Annotated in this window: 30 protein-coding genes and 1 pseudogene; 17 read left to right on the top strand and 14 right to left on the bottom strand. The window is 43.6% G+C overall.

The window, feature by feature from the left end:
* Positions 1-139 precede the first annotated feature (139 nt).
* Positions 140-337, top strand: a pseudogene (locus AC2VE5_RS16330) (gamma-glutamyltransferase); the annotation flags it as partial.
* Positions 338-397: 60 nt separating this feature from the next.
* Here AC2VE5_RS16330 and AC2VE5_RS16325 read toward each other — a convergent pair.
* The 5 genes from AC2VE5_RS16325 to ebsA all read right to left on the bottom strand — a co-directional run bounded on the left by AC2VE5_RS16325 (position 398) and on the right by ebsA (position 3550).
* A complete protein-coding gene (locus AC2VE5_RS16325; protein WP_486888786.1) occupies positions 398-889 on the bottom strand; it encodes a YajQ family cyclic di-GMP-binding protein in 492 nt (163 codons plus the stop codon).
* A gap of 48 nt (positions 890-937) precedes the next feature.
* The gene (locus AC2VE5_RS16320; RefSeq protein WP_486888785.1) at positions 938-1348 is read right to left on the bottom strand and encodes an MAPEG family protein; all 411 of its coding nucleotides are present in this window, start codon (positions 1346-1348) and stop codon (positions 938-940) included.
* A 6-nt stretch (positions 1349-1354) separates the two neighbouring features.
* Positions 1355-1858: a DNA recombination-mediator protein A gene (locus AC2VE5_RS16315; protein WP_486888784.1), complete on the bottom strand. Its 504-nt coding sequence runs from the start codon at positions 1856-1858 to the stop codon at positions 1355-1357.
* 73 nt (positions 1859-1931) lie between these two features.
* Positions 1932-3020: a phosphotransacetylase family protein gene (locus tag AC2VE5_RS16310; protein ID WP_486888783.1), complete on the bottom strand. Its 1089-nt coding sequence runs from the start codon at positions 3018-3020 to the stop codon at positions 1932-1934.
* A 155-nt stretch (positions 3021-3175) separates the two neighbouring features.
* Positions 3176-3550 (bottom strand): type IV pilus biogenesis protein EbsA, encoded by a 375-nt coding sequence (gene ebsA / locus AC2VE5_RS16305; protein WP_486888782.1) that lies wholly within the window; start codon positions 3548-3550, stop codon positions 3176-3178.
* A 209-nt stretch (positions 3551-3759) separates the two neighbouring features.
* Here ebsA and AC2VE5_RS16300 point away from each other — a divergent pair, with 209 nt between their 5' ends.
* On the top strand, positions 3760-4734 hold the full coding sequence (locus tag AC2VE5_RS16300; RefSeq protein WP_486888781.1) for a radical SAM protein: 975 nt from the start codon (positions 3760-3762) through the stop codon (positions 4732-4734).
* Positions 4688-6115, top strand: a complete 1428-nt coding sequence (locus tag AC2VE5_RS16295) for a glycosyltransferase family 2 protein (protein WP_486888780.1) — start codon at positions 4688-4690, stop codon at positions 6113-6115. Before AC2VE5_RS16300 ends, AC2VE5_RS16295 begins: the two co-directional genes overlap by 47 nt.
* On the opposite strand, the gene AC2VE5_RS16290 is transcribed toward AC2VE5_RS16295, so the two are convergent.
* Complete coding sequence (locus tag AC2VE5_RS16290) at positions 6112-8094, bottom strand: DNA polymerase III subunit gamma/tau (RefSeq protein WP_486888779.1); 1983 nt, start codon at positions 8092-8094, stop codon at positions 6112-6114. The genes AC2VE5_RS16295 and AC2VE5_RS16290 overlap by 4 nt on opposite strands.
* A 90-nt stretch (positions 8095-8184) precedes the next feature.
* Between AC2VE5_RS16290 and AC2VE5_RS16285 the strand changes: the two genes are divergently transcribed.
* Positions 8185-9087: a DMT family transporter gene (locus tag AC2VE5_RS16285; protein WP_486888778.1), complete on the top strand. Its 903-nt coding sequence runs from the start codon at positions 8185-8187 to the stop codon at positions 9085-9087.
* Positions 9088-9089: 2 nt separating this feature from the next.
* On the opposite strand, the gene aat is transcribed toward AC2VE5_RS16285, so the two are convergent.
* From aat to AC2VE5_RS16260, 5 genes are all read right to left on the bottom strand, one after another.
* Positions 9090-9665, bottom strand: coding sequence for a leucyl/phenylalanyl-tRNA--protein transferase (aat, locus tag AC2VE5_RS16280; protein ID WP_486888777.1), 576 nt, complete (start codon positions 9663-9665; stop codon positions 9090-9092).
* 93 nt (positions 9666-9758) lie between these two features.
* Positions 9759-10292 (bottom strand): hypothetical protein, encoded by a 534-nt coding sequence (locus AC2VE5_RS16275; protein WP_486888776.1) that lies wholly within the window; start codon positions 10290-10292, stop codon positions 9759-9761.
* On the bottom strand, positions 10293-10508 hold the full coding sequence (locus AC2VE5_RS16270) for a hypothetical protein (protein ID WP_486888775.1): 216 nt from the start codon (positions 10506-10508) through the stop codon (positions 10293-10295).
* Positions 10509-10797: 289 nt separating this feature from the next.
* Positions 10798-11466: an alpha-ketoglutarate-dependent dioxygenase AlkB family protein gene (locus AC2VE5_RS16265; protein WP_486888774.1), complete on the bottom strand. Its 669-nt coding sequence runs from the start codon at positions 11464-11466 to the stop codon at positions 10798-10800.
* A 370-nt stretch (positions 11467-11836) separates the two neighbouring features.
* Complete coding sequence (locus tag AC2VE5_RS16260; protein ID WP_486888773.1) at positions 11837-12280, bottom strand: hypothetical protein; 444 nt, start codon at positions 12278-12280, stop codon at positions 11837-11839.
* A 210-nt stretch (positions 12281-12490) separates the two neighbouring features.
* Between AC2VE5_RS16260 and AC2VE5_RS16255 the strand changes: the two genes are divergently transcribed.
* Entirely contained in the window at positions 12491-12820 is a 330-nt protein-coding gene (locus AC2VE5_RS16255; RefSeq protein ID WP_486888772.1) for a hypothetical protein, read from the top strand.
* A gap of 117 nt (positions 12821-12937) precedes the next feature.
* Here the strand turns inward: AC2VE5_RS16255 and rpsN are convergent, their stop codons facing one another.
* Positions 12938-13240 (bottom strand): 30S ribosomal protein S14, encoded by a 303-nt coding sequence (rpsN, locus tag AC2VE5_RS16250; RefSeq protein WP_486888771.1) that lies wholly within the window; start codon positions 13238-13240, stop codon positions 12938-12940.
* A gap of 126 nt (positions 13241-13366) precedes the next feature.
* Here rpsN and map point away from each other — a divergent pair, with 126 nt between their 5' ends.
* The 7 genes from map to mutL all read left to right on the top strand — a co-directional run bounded on the left by map (position 13367) and on the right by mutL (position 18971).
* On the top strand, positions 13367-14146 hold the full coding sequence (gene map / locus AC2VE5_RS16245) for a type I methionyl aminopeptidase (protein ID WP_486888770.1): 780 nt from the start codon (positions 13367-13369) through the stop codon (positions 14144-14146).
* A gap of 63 nt (positions 14147-14209) precedes the next feature.
* The gene (locus AC2VE5_RS16240; RefSeq protein WP_486888768.1) at positions 14210-14563 is read left to right on the top strand and encodes a hypothetical protein; all 354 of its coding nucleotides are present in this window, start codon (positions 14210-14212) and stop codon (positions 14561-14563) included.
* 108 nt (positions 14564-14671) lie between these two features.
* Positions 14672-15010, top strand: coding sequence for a YtxH domain-containing protein (locus tag AC2VE5_RS16235; RefSeq protein ID WP_486888767.1), 339 nt, complete (start codon positions 14672-14674; stop codon positions 15008-15010).
* Between the two features lie 14 nt (positions 15011-15024).
* On the top strand, positions 15025-15573 hold the full coding sequence (locus AC2VE5_RS16230) for a DUF948 domain-containing protein (protein ID WP_486888766.1): 549 nt from the start codon (positions 15025-15027) through the stop codon (positions 15571-15573).
* A gap of 49 nt (positions 15574-15622) precedes the next feature.
* Positions 15623-16228, top strand: a complete 606-nt coding sequence (locus AC2VE5_RS16225) for a rhomboid family intramembrane serine protease (RefSeq protein ID WP_486888765.1) — start codon at positions 15623-15625, stop codon at positions 16226-16228.
* A gap of 166 nt (positions 16229-16394) precedes the next feature.
* Positions 16395-17201, top strand: a complete 807-nt coding sequence (locus tag AC2VE5_RS16220; protein ID WP_486888764.1) for a TPM domain-containing protein — start codon at positions 16395-16397, stop codon at positions 17199-17201.
* Between the two features lie 114 nt (positions 17202-17315).
* Positions 17316-18971, top strand: a complete 1656-nt coding sequence (mutL, locus tag AC2VE5_RS16215; RefSeq protein WP_486888762.1) for a DNA mismatch repair endonuclease MutL — start codon at positions 17316-17318, stop codon at positions 18969-18971.
* Between the two features lie 89 nt (positions 18972-19060).
* Here the strand turns inward: mutL and glgA are convergent, their stop codons facing one another.
* Both glgA and hemC read right to left on the bottom strand, forming a co-directional pair.
* On the bottom strand, positions 19061-20476 hold the full coding sequence (glgA, locus tag AC2VE5_RS16210; protein ID WP_486888761.1) for a glycogen synthase GlgA: 1416 nt from the start codon (positions 20474-20476) through the stop codon (positions 19061-19063).
* Positions 20477-20741: 265 nt separating this feature from the next.
* Positions 20742-21710, bottom strand: coding sequence for a hydroxymethylbilane synthase (gene hemC, locus AC2VE5_RS16205; RefSeq protein WP_486888760.1), 969 nt, complete (start codon positions 21708-21710; stop codon positions 20742-20744).
* 182 nt (positions 21711-21892) lie between these two features.
* Between hemC and bchI the strand changes: the two genes are divergently transcribed.
* The 5 genes from bchI (at position 21893) to AC2VE5_RS16180 (ending at position 25783) form a co-directional block, all read left to right on the top strand.
* Complete coding sequence (bchI, locus tag AC2VE5_RS16200; protein ID WP_486888759.1) at positions 21893-22999, top strand: magnesium chelatase ATPase subunit I; 1107 nt, start codon at positions 21893-21895, stop codon at positions 22997-22999.
* A 9-nt stretch (positions 23000-23008) separates the two neighbouring features.
* Positions 23009-23290 (top strand): hypothetical protein, encoded by a 282-nt coding sequence (locus AC2VE5_RS16195; RefSeq protein WP_486888758.1) that lies wholly within the window; start codon positions 23009-23011, stop codon positions 23288-23290.
* 329 nt (positions 23291-23619) lie between these two features.
* Positions 23620-25176, top strand: coding sequence for a metallophosphoesterase family protein (locus AC2VE5_RS16190; protein ID WP_486888757.1), 1557 nt, complete (start codon positions 23620-23622; stop codon positions 25174-25176).
* A 48-nt stretch (positions 25177-25224) separates the two neighbouring features.
* Positions 25225-25575 (top strand): hypothetical protein, encoded by a 351-nt coding sequence (locus AC2VE5_RS16185; protein ID WP_486888756.1) that lies wholly within the window; start codon positions 25225-25227, stop codon positions 25573-25575.
* 64 nt (positions 25576-25639) lie between these two features.
* Positions 25640-25783, top strand: coding sequence for a hypothetical protein (locus AC2VE5_RS16180; protein WP_486888755.1), 144 nt, complete (start codon positions 25640-25642; stop codon positions 25781-25783).
* Positions 25784-25875: the final 92 nt, after the last annotated feature.

The raw sequence follows: 25875 nt of genomic DNA, 5'->3' as shown, positions 1-25875 counted from the left end.
GCCTGTGGAGGCTGAGTAAGTCCAAAATCGTCACCGGATGGTAGAGGCATCGGCTGTTGAGACGGGAAGCTCCGAGGACGAATAAAACCGTCCCTGAATTGAGTTGAGATTGGGAAGCCCCAACCTCAGTGAAGCAGGTTGGGGTACTTCACAGATCGAAGGACGAGTAACAAAAGCTGTAACTGAAGAATTAGTTAAAAGAGGTCATCCCGTTAAAATGGTTGATGATTATACCGATACAATGGGACACGCAGGAGCAATTTTAATCGATCCTAAAACTAATGTTAAATCGGGGGGAGCCGATCCACGCGGAGATGGAGCCACCGTCGGATATTGAGCGGACAATTTTTCAATAGTGCGATTTGTCACCAAGGCGATCGCACTAAAACATATATTTTTAGCGATAGTTGGTAAACTGCAATGCTACAGGTAATTCTTCTTGCTTCAACCTTTGAATTACTACTTGCAAATCGTCTTTATCTTTACTAGAAACTCTTACCGAATCGCCTTGAATTGAAGGTTGTACTTTCTTAAACTCATCGCGAATCAGTTTACTAATTTGCTTAGCTATTTCTTGACTAATACCTTTTTTTAGCTTAACTTCTTGACGCACGCGATTGCCGCTTGCTGATTCTACTTTGCCGTAATCAAATATTTTTAGAGAAAGATTGCGTTTAGCAGCTTTTTGCTGAAGGATGGAGTGGACGGCATCTAAAGTAAATTCACTATCGGTACTAATATTGATTGCTTCACCGCCTAGTTCTACAGTGGTTTGAGTGTCTTTGAGGTCGTAGCGGCTTTTGATTTCTCGAACGGTTTGATCGATCGCATTGACCAGTTCTTGTTGGTCAAAGTCGCTCACAATATCGAAAGAATAAGTAGAAGCCATAATCAAGAAGTAAATAGTAATACACCTAATAGTCAAGCTTAGTCGCTATCAGCCATGCAGTACGCTGAGAACAAACAGCGTCCCCGAACAAAGACTACCAATAGCAAACATCAAACTTCGTCCTAGGGGTATGTTAGCAATATAAAACCCTGAGTATAGCAACCGCGCCACTACAAAAGTAATGGCAGCAGTAGTAGCTACTTGGGAGTTTTGACCTGTAACGTAAGCCATCAGCGCGGCGGCGGCGAAAATTGGGAAAGCTTCGAGGGTGTTTTGATGCGCCCAATTAGCCCGTTGAGCATAGGGCGGTAACTTATCAAACAGTGCGCGCGGCGCAGCCATATCGTAACCTACTTGAAATCGCCCGTAAGCGACCGCTAAATAGGGAATATAGATTAGGACTGCTGCCGCCACAATACACGCTAAAAAAACTGTAGGCGCGGTTAATATTGAGATCATTTTTTGCTAATCAAAGTAAAATAAAGTGACCACTTTCCTTTGATCTTCTGCCTCTTGGCAAGTTTGTAACAAAGTGCGGCTGTCATGGAAAGCAAAACAAATTAGTTGCTGACAACGAGAAACAATTTCTTGATTGCACAGCGAACTTGCTTCAGCTAAAGATAGGCGATCGTTACCAGGATTTTCAACTAAGTGCATAACTTGCTCTAGTTGCTGGCGAGATTCTTGGGGTTGACGCTCCAAACTTTGCGGCAAAATTACCGTTAGCAAGTTAGGATCGGCACGCATTGCGCCGCGAATTGCCGCCGAATTAGTTCCGGTTGCACCAGAAGTTAGCAACCGATTTCCTGACAAAACTAAAGCGTAGCTCATCATCTCAATTAAGTGCTGATGAGTAAGGGGGACATGGCGCGAACCTAGCAAGGCAATCCGTTTAGAGCCTGTTTGCTGGATTGTCGCTAGTTCTTGCGCTAAGGTATCGATTTTGGGTAGGTCTATGGACTGACTCAAGTTGGCGCGATTGCTGTAAAACAACCTCGTTATTTTAGCAGACCGAGCCGCTAATGAATGCGATCGCCCTGCTTTAAGGCAAAGCTACCGCCGCCTTGAGTCCTAATACAGACAATAAACGGTCAATATCAAAATGATCCTGCATCAATTGGCGAATACACTCTACCTTAACTGGCTCGTGCAGCCGCACTTGTCCAAAAGCGCGATCGACAATTTCTACCGTGGAGAGGGTATCGAGATCGACAGATAATATGGGAATTTCTAATTCTTCCGCTTTATTGAGAATAAAATCGGGGGGTGGCAATTGTCCGGTGAGAATTAGGCATTGAGTAGAACTTTCTAAGGCTGCTAGTTGAATTTCTACGCGATCGCCTCCAGTCACTACCGCCATGTTGCGCCGCTTGCGGAAGTATTTTAAGGCAGAATTTACATTCATTGCGCCAATAGCTAGGCTTTCTACCATCAAGTTTGTGCGATCGCGCCGACAAAGCACCTCTGCTTGCAACTGGTTGACAAGTTCGGCAACGCTGACACTCCGCAGCAAGTCATTTTTGGGCAGCATTCCGAGTACGGGGATATTTTGCTGCTCTAAAAACGGACGCATTTGGGTATTGGCAAATTCTAATTCATCGCTGGGAATGTCGTTGAGCAAAACGCCAATTAAGGATTTCCCCAAACTTTGCTTTGCCGATAACAAAGCCTCCATCGATAAAACCGAGTTGTAGCGTACTACCAATAATACGGCGGCATCAACAGCTTGAGCAACTTGCGGCAAACTGAGATCGAATAAAACTCCCTCAGCTAAATTACCCGCACCTTCAAGCAAAACTAAATCGCTGCCAGTTTTTTGTAAGTATTGCCTTGCTTCTTGTTGATAATTAGTCTTGTCATCACCGCTTAGACGTTTTTTTGCAGTAGCGGCGTTCAAGTTTAGCAGGGTTGGTAATAATCGATTTGCTGGCAAATCGAGTACTTGCTTGATAAATTCAACATCTGCTTCCCCTACCTGTCCTTGGTCTTCAAAACTACTACCTACAGGCTTGCCATAGGCAATATCTAGCCCTTTTTTTTGCAATTGATGAGCTAGACCTAGGATCGTAGCAGACTTACCACTATAAGCCTCTGTTGACCCAATTAGTAAATGTTTAGCAGATGTTGGCACGTTCTACTCCTTATTTCATCAGAGGCAGTATATCCAGGAGTCTCCTAGATTCAATACTTACCTACAACTTTTTGTTTATTCTAAGTCCAACTTGGGCGTTCGGGGGTGATAAGAATATCGCGAATGCAAAGCTAATTTTTAGCTAAATTTAAAGTTTAATCTTCCTTACGCAAGAGTTTGCGATAAAACCCTTTGGGAAAGTCGGTAGTCTGTGCTAGTTGAAAACTGACTACTACATCAATTAAAAAATCTACTAATACTGAACTTGCCATCATAATTTCGTAACTTAGCTCGGCGTTACCGTCAAACTGCATCCGACACCGAATTAAATCGGCAGGTAAAATCGAAACGTTCCAAGTAGCAACAAAAGGAATACTGTCTCCAGCCTCAATTTTGCGCTGTCCTTCTAGCACTCCTTTTTTATATAAGCTGATGGCTAAGGGCAGAATATTGCGCTTATTTCCCTGAAAATAAGGCATATACACGCGGACATCTTGGGGATTAGCTGGCTGTAGTTGGGCGATCGACATAATTAAATATTCCTTAATTTTATGTAAATTGATGGCTAACAGGCAGTTGACAAAAGGCTGCTGACCATAATATTCCCAAAATTGACCTATTAATTACATAGAAATTTACTAATTTAGGCGGCAAGTTTCTTTAGTTAGAGTCAAAATGATTGACTCACGGTTTATTATGGGCTGAAGATGACTTAAGAAATTTCTGGTGAGCAAATTCTATGGCTCCACTGGTTGCCAACTACTACTTGACCTATCGCTGTAATGCTCGCTGTCACTTTTGTAACATTTGGGCATTAGAACCGCCAAAGGAAGCGGATTATGAGACAATTGCACGCAATTTAGTTGATTTACGCAAGCTAGGTGTAAATTACATCGATTTTACTGGTGGCGAACCATTGTTACGCGCCGATGTTGGTCAAATATACCAAGAGGCGAAGCGCCTAGGTTTTATGACCAGCATGACGACAAATACAATTTTGTACCCCAAAAAAGCGAAAGAAGTTCAAGGTTTAGTAGACTTTTTGAATTTTTCCTTAGATGGCGCGGATGCTGAAACTCACGACAAATCGCGGGGAGTAAGAATTTTTGACAATTTAGTCGAATCGGTAAAAATCGCCCAATCTTTAGGTGAATACCCCGTACTCAACCATACCGTCACGGCGCAAAACTATGAGCGGATTAACGAAATTGGCGAATTGGGACAACGCTTAGGGGTGCGAGTATGGCTAAACCCAGCTTTTACCGCCTATGACAACTACAATTGCCAAAAAAATCCGACTCCCGACATGGTAGCGGCAATTCAAGCTAGTGGAAAGAAGTATAAAAATGTCGGGTACAATAAAGCAGCATTGGCTTTTATTGAAGCTGGAGGCAATGATACCAAAAATCCCCGTTGTAAAGCGGTAGATGCGGTAATTGCAATTTCTCCCGACGACCAACTGCTCCTACCCTGTTACCACTTCGCCCAATCTGGCGTACCCATTAACGGTAAGCTATACGAGCTTTATCGCGAATCGGAAGAAGTGGAAAAGTATCGCGCTTCTCAAGGGAAGCTATCAGTCTGTGAAGGCTGTACGGTATGGTGTTATTTGATCCCTAGCTTCAATATGGGCGTAGACAAATACTGGTGGCTAAATACGGTAACTTATGCCAGCGAATTCCTGGCCCGAAAACGATTCCTACAACGAGCTTGACGCACTTAATTCGTTGTTGTCTGAGTTCTCTGAACCAGAAGAATCAGATCAAAGTGTTGATGTGTTAGAGATGTCAGCAACATCTCTAACTAGCTACCAAGGACGCAGACGCAAAGCGGCGGTAGTTTTGACAGTAGTTTGGGGCGGCACGATCGCCCTAAACGTAGTTTCATGGGGTACGTGGTTTGTCTTAGGCATGACAACAATTTTTGGAATTCATGCTTTGGGACTTGTATTTACTCGCCCCCGCATAGCACCAGCACCATTATCAGGCGATTTGGCAAATTGTCCTACCGTTTCGTTGCTAGTTGCCGCCAAAAATGAAGAAGCGGTAATTAGCAATTTGGTGAAAATGTTATGCAGTATCAGTTACCCCGTAGATAAATACGAAATTTGGGTAGTTGACGATCATAGTACGGACAAAACACCAGTTTTGTTAGCAAAACTGGCACAAAAATATCCGCAGCTAAAAGTATTGCGCCGCCAAGAAACCACTGGTGGTAAATCTGGCGCTTTAAATGACGTATTGCCATTGACAAAAGGGGAATTTTTAGGGGTATTTGATGCCGATGCTCAAGTATCGCCTGATTTGTTGCGGCAAGTATTGCCATTATTTGACAGACAAGCAGTAGGAGCGGTGCAAGTAAGAAAAGCGATCGCTAATGTTGGCACTAATTTCTGGACGAAAGGGCAAAGCGCAGAAATGGCACTAGATAGCTATATGCAGCAACAGCGAATTGCTAAAGGCGGCATAGGCGATTTGCGGGGAAACGGTCAATTTGTGCGACGAACGGCTTTGCTGCGCTGCGGAGGCTGGAATGAGGAGACAATTACCGATGACTTGGACTTAGCTTTACGCTTGCATATAGACCAGTGGGATATTGAGTTTTTGAGCTTTCCCCCAGTGATGGAAGAAGGCGTAACTACGGCAGTTTCTTTATGGCATCAGCGCAATCGCTGGGCTGAAGGTCAATCCCAGCGCTATTTAGATTATTGGCGAGCAATTTTTAGCAATCGGCTGGGAAAGGTAAAAACTTTCGATCTAGCGATGTTTTTGCTCATTCAGCACATTTTACCGATCGCCGCTATCCCAGACTTGATGATGGCAATGGTCCGCAATCGAGCGCCCGTGATGGCTCCCTTGACAGGGTTAACGCTGAGTTTGTCAGTGGTATCCATGTTTATGGGTTTGAAGCGGGAGCGCAAAGAGGAACCGTTGAGTGCGGCAGCATTTTTTAGTATTATGCTGCAAACTCTCCGGGGTACGATTTATATGCTCCACTGGTTAGTTGTTATGGTTGGCACTACGGCACGAATGTCGGTTAGACAAAAGCGGCTGAAGTGGGTGAAAACTGTACATGAAGGCAACCAAGAAGGTTAAAAATCTGCGTCATCATCCGTTTCCTCCTCATCCCAGTCAATCGCAGCAGTAGAAATCTGTGCCACTGAGATAGGAGGTTTTGGAGTATTGCTAAAAGGTGCGTCTAAATTAAAATTTACCGTTTCACCTTTAAAAGCTTCCGCCAAACGCTGAGAAGCAAGTTCTAATTTATCATCAACTATTTCAACGGCTGTTTCTGTACTGGGCGCAGTTATTTCTGCTTGAAAACCTTTAGGGATAGATGAATCATCCTCCTCTTTTGAAAAGCTAGGGAAACCGCTCTCCCTAGCTTCTGGCGTTTCCACTGGGTTGAAGTTTGCGGAGATAGTAGGCGGTGGTGATTTTGCTATTGGTAACGGGGTGGCGGCTTCTGGCTTAGATGGCGGTGGATTTGAAAAACTAGGCGATCGCGATTGTTCTTTTGGCGGTACTTTAGTCTCGCTGCTACTAACTTCTAAAACTACTTTTACTTTTTGCGGGACTAAGTTTTGAAAAGCAGATTCAATACTCGGTACTTTATTTTGTGCCAACTTGAGCAATTGTTGAGAGGTAATTCCTACTCGCGCCAAACTCCCATCAAAAGATAGCAAGCGGCAATGTTGACTTACTAGCGCTTGGGCGGAAAGCGGTTGAATCTGCTTGACTACTTGTTGCCACAAATCGATATTTTCGGTTGCTACAGGTGTTGTGGAAGGTTCAGGTTCGGCGCTTGGAGTTGGAGAGTGGATTTCTGGGGGTGCAATCGGAGTTGCAGGGGTCGATATTTGCTCAATTGTGGGTGTCAAAGTTGCAGGGGTAGACATTTGCTCAATAACTGGATTTGGTTTGAGTTCTTGAAGCGGTTTACTAACAATTTCTGGAGGAGTTGCGACGGCAGATTTTTGAGCAGTATTGGTAGACAATAATCCCAGTAATGTTACTTCTAACCACAAACGCGGCTGAGTAGAGTGTTTGACTTGGACTTCGCTTTTTGCTAGGTGCTGTTGTCCATTAACAATAGTGGCAATTTCCAAATTATTCGCTATTACCCGTAGTGCGTCCCAAGTTGCGGGGGTAAGAGCAACTAGATCGCTGCGACTAGGAGCAGTTTTAGCAATTAGTAAGTCTCGGTAGAACCCAGCGAGATTTTGCAGAACTATCAAGGGTTCTCGCCCCCTGTCCATAATTTTTCGGGCGCTTTCCAAAATAGTATCGGGATGGCTAAGGGCGATCGCATTTAATAATTCCAAGCAATCTTTTTCGCTTACTGAGCCAGCTAAATCCCACACTCTCTCGATGGTAATTTCTCCTGATAATAAGCTCAACTGATCGAGCAAGCTTTCCGCATCCCGCAAGCCGCCTTGAGCAAGCTGAGCTACCACTTGCAAAGCATCGGCATTAATACTGATACTTTCTTCTGTCGCAATGTAGTGCAAATGATTGACCATTGCCTGAAGCGGAATGCGGCGAAAATCAAACCTTTGACAGCGAGAAATAATTGTTGGTAAAACTCGCTCTGGATCGGTAGTTGCTAAAACAAATACCACGCTTTTTGGTGGTTCTTCTAAAGTTTTTAGCAAGCAGTTGAACGCCGCCCCCGATAACATATGACATTCATCGATCGCATAAACTTTGTAGCGACACTGTACGGGGGAAAATTGGGCGCGTTCGATAATTTCCCGAATATTGTCTACACCTGTATTACTAGCAGCGTCAATTTCAATCACATCTAAAGCAATGCCTTTGGTAATTCCTTGACAAGCATCGCACTTGCCACAAGGCTTTTCTGTAGGAACAGGGCTACTCAGACAATTAAGAGATTTAGATAAAATCCGGGCGCTAGAAGTTTTACCCGTCCCTCTTGAGCCTGTAAACAAGTAAGCTGGGGCAATTTGGCTTTTGCGGATGGCATTAGTAAGCGTAGTCGCGATCGCTTCTTGTCCGACCAAATCGGCGAAAGTCTGTGGGCGATATTTATGATGTAGCGGCTCGTAAGACATTGGTTTAAATACATTTCCTCCTACTAGGATAAAGGAGCCTGGGACGAAATGTTTATTTAGTTAGTACAAAATTACTACAGGAGTTTAGTTTTGCGGCGATCGCCTTTTTCTGCCCTTGACTCGGAAACAATTGGCTTAATCTACGGTTTTTTGGGCGTACTTTGCTTTAGCTTAACTTTACCCGCCACACGGGCGGCGGTAGCAGATTTAGATCCAGTTGTAGTTGGGCTGGGACGATCTATGGTGGCGGCGATACTGGCAGCGATATTATTGGGAATTACGCATCAAAAGCGCCCGACTCGCAAGCAAATAAAAAGCCTGATAATCGTTGCTTTGGGTGTAGTAATTGGGTTTCCAATTTTATCAGCTTGGGCAATGCTAAACTTGCCCGCTTCCCACGGAGCAATTGTTTTAGGGATTGGTCCCTTAGTAACCGCGATCGCTGGAACTCTCCGTACAGGCGATCGCCCTTCCGTGGGGTTTTGGCTGGCGAGTATTTTGGGCAGCGCAACGGTAGTTGGTTTTGCTGTCTACTCTGGGGCGGGACACCTGCAATTAGGGGATTTAGCATTACTCGGAGCAATGATTGCAGCAGCTTTTGGCTACGCGGAGGGGGCGCGGTTAGCGCAAGTAATGGGGGGATGGCAAGTAATTAGTTGGGGGCTAATAGTCGCTGTACCAATGATGCTTTTGCCTGTTATTGCCGCCATCTGGCAGTATGGTTTAGTGGCATCTCCTACAGCGTGGTTGGGCTTTGGCTACGTGTGTGTATTTAGTCAGTTTTTGGCGTTTTTTGCTTGGTACAAAGGCTTGGCAATTGGCGGTGTGGCGCGGGTAGGACAAGTTCAACTATTGCAGCCATTTTTGACAATTGCCGCCTCAGCGATGTTATTGGGTGAAGCAATTTCTCCCCTTGCTATTGGCACGGCAATTGTTGTGTTTATAATTGTCATTCTGGGCAAAAAAGCAGCAGTAAAACGTTTGCCAACTTAAAGCTATATCAGCGAACATCGGCGCTGCAAGGCTGATTTAAGCAATACTTGGTACTCTAAATCTGCAATTTGATAAGCCCCAAACCGTTCCAAGTGTGGATTCATCATTTGGGCATCAAACAGGGCAAAGCAATGCGATCGCAATCTCTCGACTAATTTCACCATGGCAACTTTTGAACCATCGGGAATGCGGTAAAACATTGATTCGCCGATAAATATACCCCCAATCGCAATACCCAAAATTCCCCCAGCTAATTCGTCACCAACCCAAGTTTCAAAGCTATAAGCCCAGCCAGTTTGATAAAGCGCTAAGTATATGTCTTGCAATTCCTGAGAAATCCAAGTAGTTTCGCGGTTAGCACAGCCAGTTACTACAGCCTTAAAATCACGATTGATAGCAACCGTAAAGCGATCGGAGTTTAAAACGCGCTGCAATGACTTGGGGTAGCGAAATCGAGCATCTAAAGGAATCAAAGTGCGATCGCAGCTAGAATACCACTGCAAACTTTCTCCTTCCTCCGCCATCAGAAAGTAACCTTGAGCATAGCCCTCAATAATGGCTAAAACATCATATTCCATTTATTAAGTCGCACATCTAAAACAATTGAACAAGTTTTAGCACTATCAACTATTGAAAAATTTAAAATATAGTCAAATCGTAGCGTAACTGACTTATAAACGAACTACCGTCCCTTTAAAATTAGCTTGCAAGATCTGGGAGGCTTTTTTTGTACGCGATCGCGCAGCTAGTAATATTCCTATTAACAAAACTCCACCAAAAAAGTAATGTGATATCAATAATTTAGAATACAAAGCTTTAAATAGTGGATTTGAAATATTAGCCGTAATTACAGGCAAGGATGTCAAAAGAATACTACTAATTATTAGACTATCCCAAACTTTTCCCCGTGGTACTGCCAACTTATTAGCAATATAAAGAGAAAAAGGCAACAACCGAAATAGATAATAATGCGTCCAAGAAATTGGGCTAATTAACAAAGCCAAACAAAGTACAATTGAAAATTCTAAGTTCTCTTGTTCTATAATAGTAGGTGCTTTTTTGCGCCAAAAAACCCACGCCGTTCCACCTAATAAAATTAATTTCAAAAGAGTTCGATCGACACTTGCCAGCCTTTGCAGCAGATGTTGGGCTTTAACTCCTCCACGCTCCAAAACGCTGAGATGATCCGTATCGAGAATATACATCTACGTTTCGTCAGATGACTGTCCAGGACTGATGCGGAGAGATTCACGATACTCCCGCCCCAACTGCATCGCTTCATCATAAACTGATTCGTCAGCAAAAGTCCCAGCGATTTGTTCCCACCAAGGTTTTGAGGACGAGTCCTTTTCTATTTTGTGTTTAAGCCGTGCAACTTCAGTTTCTAAATGGGATAAGCGTTCTTCTATCTGCTCTGGCATTGGCGCAAAGCCTCCTTTGAAATCCAATCTTACTTTGAGCGTAGGTTACTGGTTAAGATTAAGTATGAGCGCGTTCGCACTTCTTGCTTTTTCTTAACGAAGTGCGAACGCATCTGTGGAAATAAAGACTTTGCACCTCGAACCCACTAGACGCGAGCATCTTGTTCCGCCATCAAAAAGTAACCTTAAGCATAACTTTCAGTGATTGCTAAAATTCTCATATTTCATTTATCGTTCAACATGGGTAATTCCTGCTTGACTATTTTTTGCTTCATAGTTGCACAACGTATTAGTTTATAATTATCCTGAAAGTTAAGTTTATTCTTGGTTGTACGTGTTTTGAGGTTTTTGGAATTTGGTGCTGCCAGAAGTGCTGAGTTTCACCAGCCATGAGAAGAAAACTGCCATGTGTTAACTCAATTTCGGTTTTTAAATCTTTATCTTTCCTGTGCCGGAACATAAATCTTCTTGTTTCACCAAAACTAACAGAGCCGATTGTAGGATTTTTACCTAATTCTGGCTCTTTGTCAGAGTGCCAGGAGATTCCATCATTTCCATGCCGATAAAGATTGAGCAGAACACTATTAAACTTGACTCCGGCAGCATCTTCAATTCGCTCTTTCACTTGCAGCAAGGTTGGTGTCCAAGGTTCAGGATTAAGGCGAATACCTGAAAACTTGTACGATTTATCTTGATCGCCGTACCAAGCAGTCTTTCGCGGCAAAGCTATATCTTTGCCGTAAAGCTTCATTGTGTCTTGCCGCCAGTTAATCTCGTCATACAAAATCTTGAATATTTCATCACTTTCTTGTAAGCCAAAGAAGTTTTGGTAGAAAGTAACCTCTGCCTCTGGCATTGATAAAACATCACCTATTAGCTTATTGGTCGTATCAGTGATAAAACCAAAGTCAGAAAATAAGTTTCCTTGAACAAAACTTACAACAGGTTTACTTATCATAAAAATTGTTTCCTTAGCTCTAAGTCAAGTTAACAGTGAATTGATTTTCACATCTACCTATTCTACGCCTCTCATACTGGGCGTGTTTGACATAAAAAACTTCCCCATAAATTTCTTCATCTGAAGTAGATGCTACAGTAATTTGCTGAGAGTGATTCTGTATAAAAAGATTGAAAAATTTTCCCAATCTTTTTTGCCGCACGTTTTCTGGACTTGTACAAATGAAGCGATTAAGTCCACGAAAAGAGCCAACAATCATTTGATAGAGTTGTGTCAGATCAAATCCTTCTACGTCTATTATGTTAGAGAATAGGTGAATTTTGATGCTATCAATTTCCGAAACTAAGTCTGTACAAGTTAAGTTGTCTAGTTACTTATCAATTGGTTTTACCATAGAGGCAACTGAAGCATCGTTTTGAAACATTTGTCGAATAAGGCTGCTACCCTGCTGTAATGAAATCATAGATGGTTCTATAAGGGTAATAGATAAAACATTGACATCGATATTGTTCTCAATCAGGTAGTCAATCAGAACGCAACTTGCTAAAGCTTGACCACATCCCCAATCAATAATCTCTATGTTTCTATCTTTGATATTTTCAAATTTTGTTGACGCATATGCTGCATAGAGTTTGTAAAAGTGATGCCCCCCGTAAAGGGCAATATATCTAATGCACTCTGCTTCAGTCATTAGAACTTTTGTCCCGTTATCTAAACTGTCATAGGGAACTTGAAGCTTTGCTTTTGTCACACAATCTTTGTAAATATTATTAAAGAATCTGATTTGTGCTTCCTGTAGACTGGGAATTTTCATGAAAATTAATAGTGCTGCATAAAGGGTCTATTTATTAGACTTCCCAAAATACAACCTCAATGAACAGTCGCTCTATGATAAATACAAGGCTGATTGGAATTTACTACAGCAAAATACAAATTGTTATAACTTCCGAGCCAAAAATATAGACTGTTGGCACGATAATGTATTAAAAGCCAAAATCTCATATATTTCTGGCGACTTCTTACTATGGCTGAACCAATCCAAGCAATTACGCTTCCACTACCTCAAGACCCTGTACAAGAGGGTGAATGGCTGCGAAACTCCTTAGAGGGGTGGCTAAATGAAGAATTTTTACCAGAGCCAGTCAACGAGCAAATCGCGCGAAGGGCGGCGCAGATTTTTGTTAGGCAAAGAATGGAAGGGGAAAACGATTTGGGAAGTCTTGTCATTGCGATCGTTACGGAGATGCAAGCCTTTGACTTTTCTAAAAGCTTTTATGGAGAATTTGCGATCGCCAATGCGGTTAGCGATCTGCTTTTAGATAGTCTGGGTATCGATCGCTGTTGCGGACAATAGAACTTAAATAAAACTCCTCTCTCTTGAAAAGTTTTGCGCCGGGTGTCTTCTGAGCCGTGTCGAAGGGAAACCCGGACGCGCAAACTTTTCGCTCTCTTGCAGAAAGGGGGTTTAAAATTACCAGCTAGACTTGACTACCCCTGGTAGTAAGCCTTGGTGCGCCCATTCGCGGAAAACGTTACGAGATAGCCCAAAATCGCTGTACACACCTCTAGAACGACCTGTAACCCAGCAACGGTTGCGCTGGCGGGTGCGAGAACTATCGCGCGGCAACTGCTGAATTTGTCTGTGGATAGTTAGCTTTTCCCGTTGATTGGTAGCATTCTCAAACTGTTCTATTAATGCTTGTCGCTTTTCAGCATACTTTTCTACCGTTCTGGTGCGCTTTTTCTCGCGCTCGATCATGTTCTTTTTAGCCATACAGCCTGTAATTATTTTTTCGTTTCAAACCTATCATTGTACATCTTATCCAATTCGATAAAATTTTCGTATCTAGACCAACGCACTAAAGTTAGCATTTACTTAGGAATACAGGAAAATAATTGCATGGGTAGCGAAACAATCGTTCTTTTATCTCATCGAGAAATCGAAAAAATGCGCCGCGCGGGACAACTAGCGGCAGAACTCTTGGACTATTTAGAGCCAATGGTAAAGCCAGGGGTCAGCACTCTACAACTAAATGACGCAGCCGAAAAGTGGACGCAAGCCCATAACGCTAAAAGCGCGCCTCTTGGCTATCACGGCTTTCCTAAGTCTATATGTACCAGCGTAAATGAGGTTATTTGTCACGGCATCCCGAATGCTAAACACATCCTCGCTGATGGCGACATTATTAATATAGATGTGACCCCAATTTTAGATGGTTATTATGGCGATACCTCGAAAACATTTTTTGTGGGTACGCCTTCACCGACAGCAAAAAAGCTTGTGGAAGTAACGAAAGAATGTCTGCGGCGGGGAATTGCGGAAGTAAAGCCAGACGCACGAATTGGCGATATTGGCGCAGCAATTCAAGAGTACGCCGAAGCAATGGGCTTTTCTGTGGTGCGCGAATTTGTCGGACACGGTATTAGTAATATTTTTCATACTGCGCCTCAAGTTCCTCATTATGGCACTAGAGGAAAAGGCAAAAAGTTGAGAGCAGGGATGGTATTTACTATCGAGCCGATGATTAACGAAGGAACTTGGGAATCGGAGGTACAAAGCGACAAATGGACGGCTCTTACACGGGATCGCAAATTATCAGCGCAGTTTGAGCATACAGTAGCTGTAACCAATGATGGCGTAGAAGTCCTGACCTTGCGCTCTAGGGAAACTTATCTATAGAAATTAGTTTGAGATTAGAGCTATGAAACGTTCTAATCTAAACAATGCTTTGGGATTCAAATTATGGTTGTAACTATCATCGTCATTAATCTTTTAATTGCGTCGATACTGCTATATATAGCTAGGCGAATATGGCTGTTGAGGAAAAAGCTCCAGCGCATAAATAATACTTTAATCGCTATAAATCGTAGCGCCGGGGCAGCATTATCTGGAACACCTAATGCCATTTATAAAGGGCAAATGGGTATTTATCAGCTAAAACAAAGAAACGAGCCATTGCAAATCCAAATTCAACGGGTAAGACAAGTTCTGTCCCTTTTAAGTGTTGGACAACAAGCATGGCAGCGTTTTTCCTTTCCAAATACCACTTTTTTAAATTCTCGCCTAGGACGACAAACCCCAAGATTTAGAAAATAGTGCGTGCAAACTGCGACTCTACAGTATCCTAATGACTGAATGCTAACGCGCGATCGCACATCACTAGAAAAAATCAGCCTAAAATGGGTGTAAGGAGAGAGCGAAATAATGTCTAACAACCGTTCGGGAACATTTATTGGCGGCGTATTGCTAGGTGCGGCAGTCGGAACCCTAACAGGCTTACTGATGGCTCCGCGTACAGGCAAAGAAACTCGTCAATTTTTAAAAAAATCCGCCGATGCGTTGCCAGAATTAGCAGAAGATTTGTCAACGAGCGTACAAATCCAAGCCGATCGTCTTTCTGAATCTGCGTTGCGTAATTGGGATGGAACTTTAGAGCGGCTGCGCGATGCGATTGCTGCGGGCGTAGAAGCCAGCCAAAAAGAAAGCCAAGTATTGAACCGCAATGAAGTTACTTCCGAACCATCTATGCTAGATCGCCTGTAATTACCCAAAACACTGTGATTGACCCAATATTTTGGCTTGGATTGTCCATTTTATTAGTTGCTGTCAGTCTTACGGCGGTTTTGGTGACGGCAATTCCGGCGTTACAAGAAGTGGCGCGGGCGGCTCGTAGTGCCGAAAAGTTGTTTGATACTTTGAGGCGCGATTTGCCACCGACTCTAGAAGCTATCAGGCTTACAGGCTTAGAAATTAGCGAATTAACCGATGATGTCAGCGATGGCGTAAAAAGTGCAAGTCAAGTAGTTAAACAAGTCGATCGCAGTATTGACGGGGCTAAAAAGCAAGCGCAAAAAGTTGAAGTAAGTACCCGGAGCGTGTTTGCGGGGGTAACGACAGCTTGGAAAACTTTTAATCGCCGCCCTAGTCGCCTTTCCCCTAGTCAAAGAGAATTATTAACAAGTAGCGATCGCTTTGAATATCCCCAAGAATCGAGCTTAGAAAGTGAACTAGACGATTTTCAAGCTGGCGATCGCGGTGACGATATAGAAACAACTGATAATGCCCGTCCCCCAACCCCAATTCTGAACGATCCAGAAGATGAGTAGTTGCCGATAATCTGTGCTTTTACTTGTAACTTGAAGGAAAATTGGCCCTATGCTATTAGACGATCGTCAGCCTGGTAAAACTAAGCTAAAACATAACTACAACGGTGTTTTTGCCCTCATTATTATTAATTTAGTAATTTTTATTGCCGACCATTTATTAAATCTTGATTTTATTCGCAATTTATACTTAAACTTTTCCTCTCCCGCTTGGTATCAATTTTTTACAGCGATGTTTTGTCATGCCAACTGGGCGCACCTTTCAGGAAATTTATTTTTTCTTTACATCTTTGGCAAATTAGTCGAAGAAGAAGAAGGGGTTATTGGCGTTGTCAGTTCTTATTTAATCTGTGGCTTGGGTGCAAGTGTCATGAGCTTTGTATTCCACGGAAGTAGTGCTGGCTATTCCTTGGGAGCATCAGGAGCAGTCTTTGGCTTATTTGTCGTAAGTGTTTTAATCAAATTAAGCTGGCACTGGCGCAGAGTATTGGAAGTTCTCATTCTCGGTCAATTTGTAATCGAACGGATCTTATTTGAATTTCGCCAAACGGGGATGTCCGACGGGGTAGATCATGTCGCTCATATTGGCGGGGCGTTGGTGGGCGTAGCCTTGATTATGGTGTTGATGCGCCTAGAACCCGTGAAAAAATTACGCTAATTGCTCTCTAACTCGGCTTTTTTGATTTTTGCTGCCTCTACTTTGCCAAGGATACCTATATTAGAGTAAAGTAAACAAATGTAAAGAAATATTAGTTTTAGCGTCTTTTCAACGCTGAAAAGTATTTACAAATCGTTCAAATTAAAAATACTTAATAGAATTGCTCATGCAGCGTTTTTCTTGGCAACGAATTTTCGTATATTTTTGTGCAATCTTTTTAGCAGGGGCATTATGGACTAACGTTACACCTACGGCATTAGCGTTTAATAATCCCGATTTACTCCCAGCAACACCAACCCCAATTATTGACTTAGCCAAATCTCTAACTAGCGTCCAGGAAGAAAAGTTAGCTCAAGAATTAGACCAATTTCAGACAGAAACAGGTTGGAAGTTGCGGGTTTTGACTCAATACGATCGCACTCCTGGCACTGCTGTAAAAGGTTTTTGGGGTTTGGATGAAAAAAGTATCTTGCTCGTAGCCGATTCAAGAGGCGGAAATATTCTTAATTTCAGTATTGGCGATGCAGTTTACGACCTTTTGCCTCGTACTTTTTGGATAGAATTGCAGACACGCTTTGGCAACTTATACTTTGTGCGGGAAGAAGGGGAAGATCAAGCAATTATTCAAGCCCTTGGCTCTATTGAAGGTTGTTTACGTCAAGGCGGTTGCCGGGTTGTGCCAGGATTGCCGCGAGAGCAGTGGATTTTGACATTGATTACTTCGGTACTTGGGGGGATAATTTGTGGATTTGCAGGTCAATCGCGCCGCAAAGGACAGGTTTTTTCTTGGCAATGGGCGTTAATTTTCTCGCCACTATGGGGAATTTTATTTCTCGCTTTTGGAATTGCGCCAGTAATTACCCGTACTGCCGAATGGTTGCCATTGGTGCGGAATATATCTGGATTTTTAATTGGGGTTTTGGTTGCTTTCTTGTCTCCAATTTTTAGCCGTCCTTCCGCTTCAGAGCTTTAAGGTAAACATTACAATAAAAAAAGAGTATCGCTCAATCATGTGCAGAGACATACCAAATCGGTGTGTCTTCTACCTTTATGGATAGAGTGATAGAACACGTTGACTTAGCCTCAAATGACCTCTGGTATTCAAACTTTACCGACAGAAGTTGTACATCTAATCGCCGCCGGAGAAGTAATTGATTCCTTGGCGGCGGTAGTACGCGAACTTGCCGAAAATGCTATAGATGCAGGAGCAACGCGGATTGTAATCTCTGTATGGGCGCAGCAGTGGCGGGTGCGCGTCTCTGATAATGGTTGCGGTATGAAGCTTGACGACTTAAAACAAGCCGCCACCGCTCATAGCACTAGCAAAATTCGCAATTGCGAAGACTTGTGGCAAATTAACAGTTTGGGCTTTCGGGGGGAAGCTTTGCATAGTTTGGCGCAACTAGCTCAGTTAGAAGTTCTCAGCCGTTGGCAAAGCGATGAAGCTTGGCGCGTTAGCTATTGTCCCCAAGGAGAACCTATAGAAATAGAAACGGTAGCGATCGCACCAGGTACAGTAGTTACGGTAGACAATTTATTTGGTACGTGGTGGGAGCGCCGGGAGGGATTGCCGACATTGGCGCAACAAATGAAGGCAATTCAAACCACTATTGGACAAATTGCTTTATGCCATCCTCAAGTAACTTGGGTTGTTTGGCTAGATGACCGCCAGTGGTTTACGCTTAGTTCTGGGGTAACTACTCAACAATTATTGCCGCAAATTGTCCGTCAGTTGCGCGTAGGAGACTTACAGCAATTAAAAGTTGAATTACCGCAACTGGGATCAGAAATAGGGCATTTGCAACTGGTATTAGGTTTACCCGATAGATGCCATCGCCATCGCCCAGATTGGGTAAAAGTTGCTGTAAATGGGCGGATGGTGAAGTTACCGGAAATAGAGCAAATTATTTTAGCGACAACTGCCAAGACTTTACCACGCGATCGCTATCCGGTATGTTTTTTGCACCTGAAAATCAGTCCCAATCAAGTTAATTGGAATCGCCACCCAGCGAAAACAGAAATTTACTTAAATAATCTCAGTCATTGGCAAGAACAAGTTAGCCAAGCCATCGAGCAAGTTTTGCGCCTCAATAGCGATAGTCTGTGCGAACAAGTGCATAATGCACGGATTGGGAAAGTAATTAAAGCGGCGGAAGCTCAAGGTACTTATGGAGTCAAGCCAGCACCACAAATAGAGGCGAGTTTTAATTTAAAAGCAATTTCTCAAGTCCATAATACTTATATTGTGGTAGAGCATCCCGGTGGCTTGTGGTTGGTAGAACAACACATCGCGCACGAGCGGGTTTTGTACGACCAACTGCTGACGAACTGGAAGTTGGTAAACCTAGAAACTCCAGCTATTCTCAACAATTTATCAACAGCACAGACTTTGCAATTAGAACGGATTGGTTTAGAAATAGAGCCTTTTGGTGAGAATGTATGGGCAGTTCGTAATGCACCAGCACTTTTGAAAGAGCGAGAAGACTGTGCTGAGGCACTTTTAGAGCTTAGTTTGGGTGGAGATTTACAAACGGCTCAAGTTGCTGTTGCTTGTCGCAGTGCAATTCGTAACGGTACGCCGTTAAGTTTAGAGCAAATGCAGACTCTTTTAGACCAATGGCAAAGGACTCGTAACCCCCGGACTTGTCCCCACGGTCGCCCAATTTATCTATCCTTAGAAGAAACAGCTTTATCGTGCTTTTTCCGCCGTCATTGGGTAATTGGCAAAAGTCACGGAATTTAAACTATGCAATGTAATTCAATCCTGAAAATTGGCTTTAGTCTTTGTAATAGGACTAAAGCCATAAGAGGTCTAACTCCTCACCAAAGGAGCTACTTAATAACCAACTGAGGTTGTGCCGTTTCTGTTTCTAATGGCAATCCGTACATTGACTTATATAGATTCTCGTACTCTTTAGCTGATTGTTCCCAACTAAAATTTTGACTCATGCCGCGCTGCTGCAATGCTTTCCAGTTTTCCTTATACTGAAAGCCCTCCCAAGCCCTTACCATACAAGTGTAAAGGTCTAAAGGTTCGTAGCGATCGAAACAGTAACCCGTACCTGTATGGTTGCTCGGAACATGATGAGAAACTGTATCCACAAGTCCCCCAGTCCGCCGAACAATGGGGACGCATCCGTAACGCAAAGCTAACATCTGACTAATACCGCAAGGCTCAAACCGACTAGGCATCAAGAAAGCATCGCTACCAGCGTAAATCCGCCGCGCGATCGCATCGCTATAAAGTAAATATGTAGCCATCCGTCCGGGATAGCGCGAAGCAAGTTGCCATAATTGAGTTTCGTAGTAGCGATCGCCTGTTCCTAGCAATACAAACTGAGCATTCGTATAAGCTAGAAACCTGTCTAAAGTTTGTAATACTAAATCAATTCCTTTTTGCTCAACTACTCTGGTCACCATCCCAACTAAAAAAGCCTTGGAATTGATTTCTAAACCTACTTCTTCTTGCAAGGCAATTTTATTTGCTGGACGTTTCTCTAAAGTCTCGGCGTTGAAAGTTTGGGTGATGTACTTATCATCTTCTGGATTGTACATTTCTGTATCAATACCATTAACTATTCCCGACAATTTGCCGCTAATGAAAGACATTAACCCTTCTAGAGTTTCGCCATAGGCTGGAGTTTTAATTTGCTCGGCGTAAGTGGGCGAAACGGTATTGACGCGATCGGCAAACTGTACCGCCGCCGCCATTGTATTATGTCCTTGCATATACCAAGGACACCAGGTAATTTTTTCCAAATACCAGCGCCAAGGTCCTTGATAGGCGAGATTATGAATTGTAAACACCGTCATAATATCGGGGGATTGATTCATCCACACCGGAATCATGCCTGTATGCCAATCGTGACAATGGATAATGTCTGGTTTCCAATAATTCCAGCAAAATTCCGCCGCTCCATTGGCAAATAGTGTAAACCGCCAATCTTCATCATCTCCAGAATAAATCCGACGCGGCGCGAAGGTTGGATGAGAAAATAAGTACAAAGGTACATCTGTACCCGGCAATACTGCTTCGTGAACCGCAAAAGACTGAAACATTGCCGAACCATACCAAACAGGTTCTGGGGGAATCTGCATTTTATCGGGCAAAAAACCATAATAAGGCATGAATATTCGCACATCATGCCCCATTGCTCTAAGAACTTTTGGTAAAGCACCAACAACATCTCCCATCCCGCCGACTTTAGCTACGGGCGCTGCTTCGGCTGCAACAAATAGAATTCGCATTGTGATTTTGGCGTTTTCTGTAAATTAGTATCGTCATCATATTAGAGTTCGGGCTGAAATCGGAAAAAGAGAAAATAAGAGTTTAAAATTTTAACCTCTTTAGGGCTTACGAAGCAAATGCCGACTGGTTTGATCCCCCCTAGCCCACGGCAATAAAGCGGGAAGCGGAAGCTCATCCGCTTTTTGCCTCCCCTTAAAAAGGGGGAAAACTTATTAGCCCCCTTTTTAAGGGGGTTGGGGGATCTTTTCTTTGCTCTTAATTACCTTAGCCGCGTTGGATCGCTTCAAATATTGTGTCCAAAATTTCCTTAGCGCCTTGCTGTCGCAAAAGCTGGGCTAATTCAACTCCGACCTTTTCTGGCTCTGCAACTTTACCTGTTACGGTATCTTTAACCACTTGTTGACCGTCAACGCTGGCAACTATTCCAGTTAAGGTTAAATTTTCACCATCTATTACCGAATTAACGCCAATGGGGACTTGACAGCCGCCTTCCAATTCTCGTAAAAAAGCTCGTTCTGCTAAAGTGCGATCGCGCGTGGGTGCGTGTTCGATGGCTTTAAGTAAAGCTAGTACTTCCCCGTCATCGCTGCGACACTCAATGCCTAAAGCACCTTGTCCTACTGCATGAAGGGAAATTTCTGGAGTTAGTATTTGATGAATGCGATCGCCCATTCCCAATCTTTCCAGCCCCGCCACCGCCAAAATGATCGCATCAAATTCGCCAGAGTCGAGCTTTGCAAGTCTAGTAATCAAGTTTCCCCGAATATCTTTAAACGTTAAATGGGGGTAATGGTGACGCAATTGAGCTAGTCGGCGCAATGAAGAAGTCCCAACTACCGCCCCAGAAGGTAAAGCATCGATTTGGAAGTCGCGATATTTTTCATGAAATACTACCGCATCGGCAGGATTTTCACGTTCGGTGACGACACCCAAAACTAAACCACTAGGTAAATTTGTGGGTAAATCTTTTAATGAATGCACGGCAAAATCTATTTCTTGCTGCAACATCCCGACTTCAAGCTCTTTGGTAAATAAGCCCTTGTCGCCAATTTTTGCTAAAGCTACGTCTAAAATTTTGTCACCTTGAGTTGCCATTGTGTGGACTTCAAAAGTGCGATCGGGATAAGCTTTTTGCAGTTCTGCTTGCACCCAATGGGTTTGCACCAAAGCTAACTGACTAGAGCGCGAACCAATACGAATTGTGCGGGGAGGACTAGAAACAGTGGCAGACATATAACAACGAATTTATAGAAAATTTAATTACACGATCTAGCCTACCGCAGTGATCGCTTCCTACCATGTAACCAAATATCAATTTTTAACTTTAGCGCCAAGTCAAACAATGAAAGATTGTTTCTAATCTGTGTGGCAAAATTATAAGCGGTATCCTGACAAATTTTTCTAGGTAAGCGCAAGTGAGTCCAACCCCCCTAGCCCGTCGTGTCGTATTTCCTTTTACGGCGATCGTGGGTCAAGAAGAAATGAAACTAGCATTATTATTAAACGTTATCGATCCCAAAATTGGCGGCGTGATGATTATGGGCGATCGCGGTACGGGTAAATCTACTACTATCCGGGCGCTTGCCGATTTGCTACCAGAAATTACTGTAGTTGCTGACGATCCCTTTAACAGCGACCCCACCGACCCCGACTTGATGAGCGATGCTATCCGCCAGCAGTTGGAGCAACAAGCTGAGCTTCCTGTAGCCCAGAAAAAAGTACCGATGGTAGATTTGCCTTTAGGTGCTACCGAAGACCGAGTTTGCGGCACTATTGACATCGAAAAAGCTTTGTCGGAAGGAGTCAAAGCCTTTGAACCGGGTTTACTCGCTAAAGCTAATCGCGGTATTCTTTACGTTGATGAAGTCAACTTGCTAGACGATCACTTAGTAGACGTGCTATTAGACTCGGCTGCAAGCGGCTGGAACACGGTTGAACGGGAAGGGATATCTATTCGTCACCCCGCCCGTTTTGTGTTGGTTGGTTCGGGCAATCCTGAAGAAGGCGAATTGCGCCCCCAACTGCTCGATCGCTTTGGGATGCACGCTGAAATCCGTACTGTCAAAGAACCTGCTTTGCGCGTGCAAATTGTCGAACAACGCACAGAGTTTGACCAGCAACCCCAAGACTTTTTAGTAACTTACGAGTCTCAGCAAGTAAGTTTACAGCAACAAATTGTTAGCGCTCAAAAGCTTTTACCTTCGGTAAATCTCGACTACGACTTGCGGGTAAAAATCTCTCAAGTTTGTTCGGAGCTTGACGTTGATGGTTTGCGCGGCGATATTGTGACTAACCGCGCGGCTAAAGCTTTGGCTGCCTACGAAGGACGTACCGAAGTTACTATCGATGATATTCGCCGGGTGATGACTTTGTGCTTGCGCCACCGCCTGCGGAAAGACCCCTTAGAGTCGATTGATTCGGGCTATAAGGTAGAAAAATCCTTTAACCGCGTATTTGGTCTGGAATTAACCGATGCAGGGCAAACAAACGGCATTGGTCAAACGAAAACAAACGCTCGTTAACAACTGCTGATGAGAATTTGTCGTTTTTGGCTAAATGCCTTGATTTGGTCAAGCCAGTATAACCCTGCTGCCTTTATTGAACTATTGATGTTACTTTTGGCGATGGTTTTACTGGTTGTTTGGGGCTTTGTTCCCCATTGGGCTTATTTGGTGCTGAGTTTGAGTTATGGAATTGGGGCATCAGTTTCTATATCGGTTCGAGAAGTCCTCGCTCATTCTCCCCAGGCTCAAGTGGCTCAGGTTACAACTGTAGTTCTAATTATTACTAGCATTTATGTTTTATTTATCTGACTTTCTGCTTTGGGAGGATGTAAAAACAGCGCACAAGTTTGTAACTTGCAGTTGAGACTTCTGTAAGAAAAACCAGAGCTTGGGAGGTTTGGGGGCAGATCCCCCATCGGGGAGCCAGTATGGGGATTACTTTGTCTTCCCCATAGCTGGCGTGGACGAGTTGCCTCCCAAGGCATTTTTCGGGAGAAGGATTCCTCCTATAAAGATGCCGCTCAAACCCCCTGCAAAAGGGTCTTGTCTATGGGGAGCCTAGAGTTGTGAATGTTTTACTTAACTAAGGCTCGATCGCGCAAAGGTACAGCAATAAAAAAATATAGAAAGTAGTAAATATGAAATTTGTTTCCGATCCGCCTATCTCTGTCAAAATTCGCAAGATGAAACAACGAGTGCGATGGCAAGAAAAAGTAATTGCTGAGCGGAGTATTGACCAAACTAAATTAGTTTTGGGCGATCGCACTTCCGACGATCCAAACTTCTCGTTTTTGGTGGTGGGAGATAGTGGTGCAGGTCCTCAAGGCGGTCACAACCCCCAAAGACAAGTCGCCCAACAAATGCTAAATCATAAAGATTCTAGCCGTTTTATTCTGCATACCGGAGATGTCATATATCTAGTTGGTTCTAGCGAATACTATTACAAAAACTTTATTAAGCCTTATCGGGAATTTATTGTTGGCGGCGAACACCCCAAGCGGATTGCTTACGACAAAATGGTGTTCAATTTGCCTTTTCTTCCGGTACTCGGCAATCATGACTACTACGATCTGCCCTTTATCTACGGGCTAATGGCACAGACTACTTTACCTCTGCGTCGCTTGTTGCAATCAAAATTAGAGATCGATATCGGCTGGCACGGTTCCCATCAAGGCAAAGCCTATGCTCAAGCTTTTATGGACTATCTTAAAGACTTTGAGGACGAAAATGAGCTAATTCGTCATCTCGATCGCCATTACACCGCCAACACTAACACCGGGCGTTGTCTTTATTACGAACCTGGTAGCTTTACTCGTTTGCCTAATCGTTATTACAGCTTTCATAGTGGCGGCATTGACTTTTTTGCCCTCGATTCTAATACTTTTAATTCACCTTTACCTTTATCTAAAGATCGAGCCGGACTAGAGAAGCGCCGCGAATTAGAGCAAAGCCGCGATCTCCTAGAGCAAGAAAAGTTGTCTTACATCGAAGACTCTGCGGTACTTAGTCGGGAAAATCAAGAACAATCAGAGCAATTAGACGATTTGCGTACCAAAATAGAACAGCTAGACGAATTGCGAAACGATATTGATAAGCAATTAGCCGCCGATGAAACCACCGTAGTTGATACTGAACAACTAGATTGGTTGGCTAATAGCTTAGTTGAGTCTTGGCATAATCCCGAAGTCCGGGGGCGTGTAGTATATTTTCACCATCCTCCTTACGTTACGGAAGCAACTAAGTGGCATCAAGCACAAACTCTCGCAATTCGCGATCGTTTTCGTGAAGTTCTCAATGAAGTAGCGAGAGAAATTGGTTCCCGTAATGGCGATCGCCCTTTGGTCGATTTAGTTCTAAGCGGTCACGCTCACTGTTTGGAATATCTGCGTACGGGGGACACTGGACACGCGGATGCTCATATCAATTGGATTGTGTGTGGTGGTAGCGGTTTTAGCTTGCGCCGTCAGCGCAGCGAAGGTGTGGAATTGACAGAAACCGAAGGCGGTAAGGTAATAGCACGAAATCTTTTATACATTGGTCGTAGCGGTCAAGGTTCCCAAAAGCGCCGCCCTTACTCATTTTTGCGGATTGATGTCCAAGATGGAACACCGCCTAAATTTGTGATTAGACCTTTTGTAGCGGAGCGTTTTCAAGGAAAATGGAGCAATAGCGAGATCGAACCATTTATTGTTTAATAGTTATCAATGTGCGATCGCGCAATTGCAAAAGTAGGGAGCAACCCAGTGAAAAGACTGATTAGTGGAGTGGTCGCTGTAGCCCTCTCTCTGACTTACGTGCCTATGCTGCCTATAGTGCAATCGGCGCAGGCGCAAACAGAGAGGTCTAATGATCGAGAGGTATTGCAAAAGCTCCTCCAGCAGGCAGTAAAACAAACTGAGCTTGGACAACTGCAACAGTCTCTTAACACGCTCCAAAAGGCTTTGGTACTGGCTAGAAGATTAAAAGACACAAAAACTGAGTCCGAGATTTTAGCGGCAATAGAGTTAACAAAAAGTGTTTTAGCGGCGGTTGGTAGCTCCACGGCAACGGCTCCAACACCCAAAAATTCCTCAAAACACGCGGCAGCTAATTGAGCAAGGTTTAGAGCAAACAAACCAAGAACAACCCAATAAAACGATCGCAACTTTTTAGCAAGCTTTGATTCAATCTCGGCAAAGTAAAGATAAAGAAGCCGAAGCTACAGCCCTCCTGGGAATTGGTCTAAATTACGGCAATATCGGGCAACCACAAAAAGCCTTAGCTGCTAATACTAAGTTGTGGTCAGAGGTAGTAGAGTATTAAATAGAGAGAACTTTGGCAAAGATAAATGTACAGGAGTCAAGTAACGCAAGCCTGTCCTCATCTAGACCTAGAGACAGTCAAGCAGAAAGTAA

Source organism: Aliterella sp. E5.1 (assembly GCF_057473825.1).
Note: the sequence above shows the minus strand (reverse complement) of the source record. Positions and strands in the feature narration are given on the sequence as shown.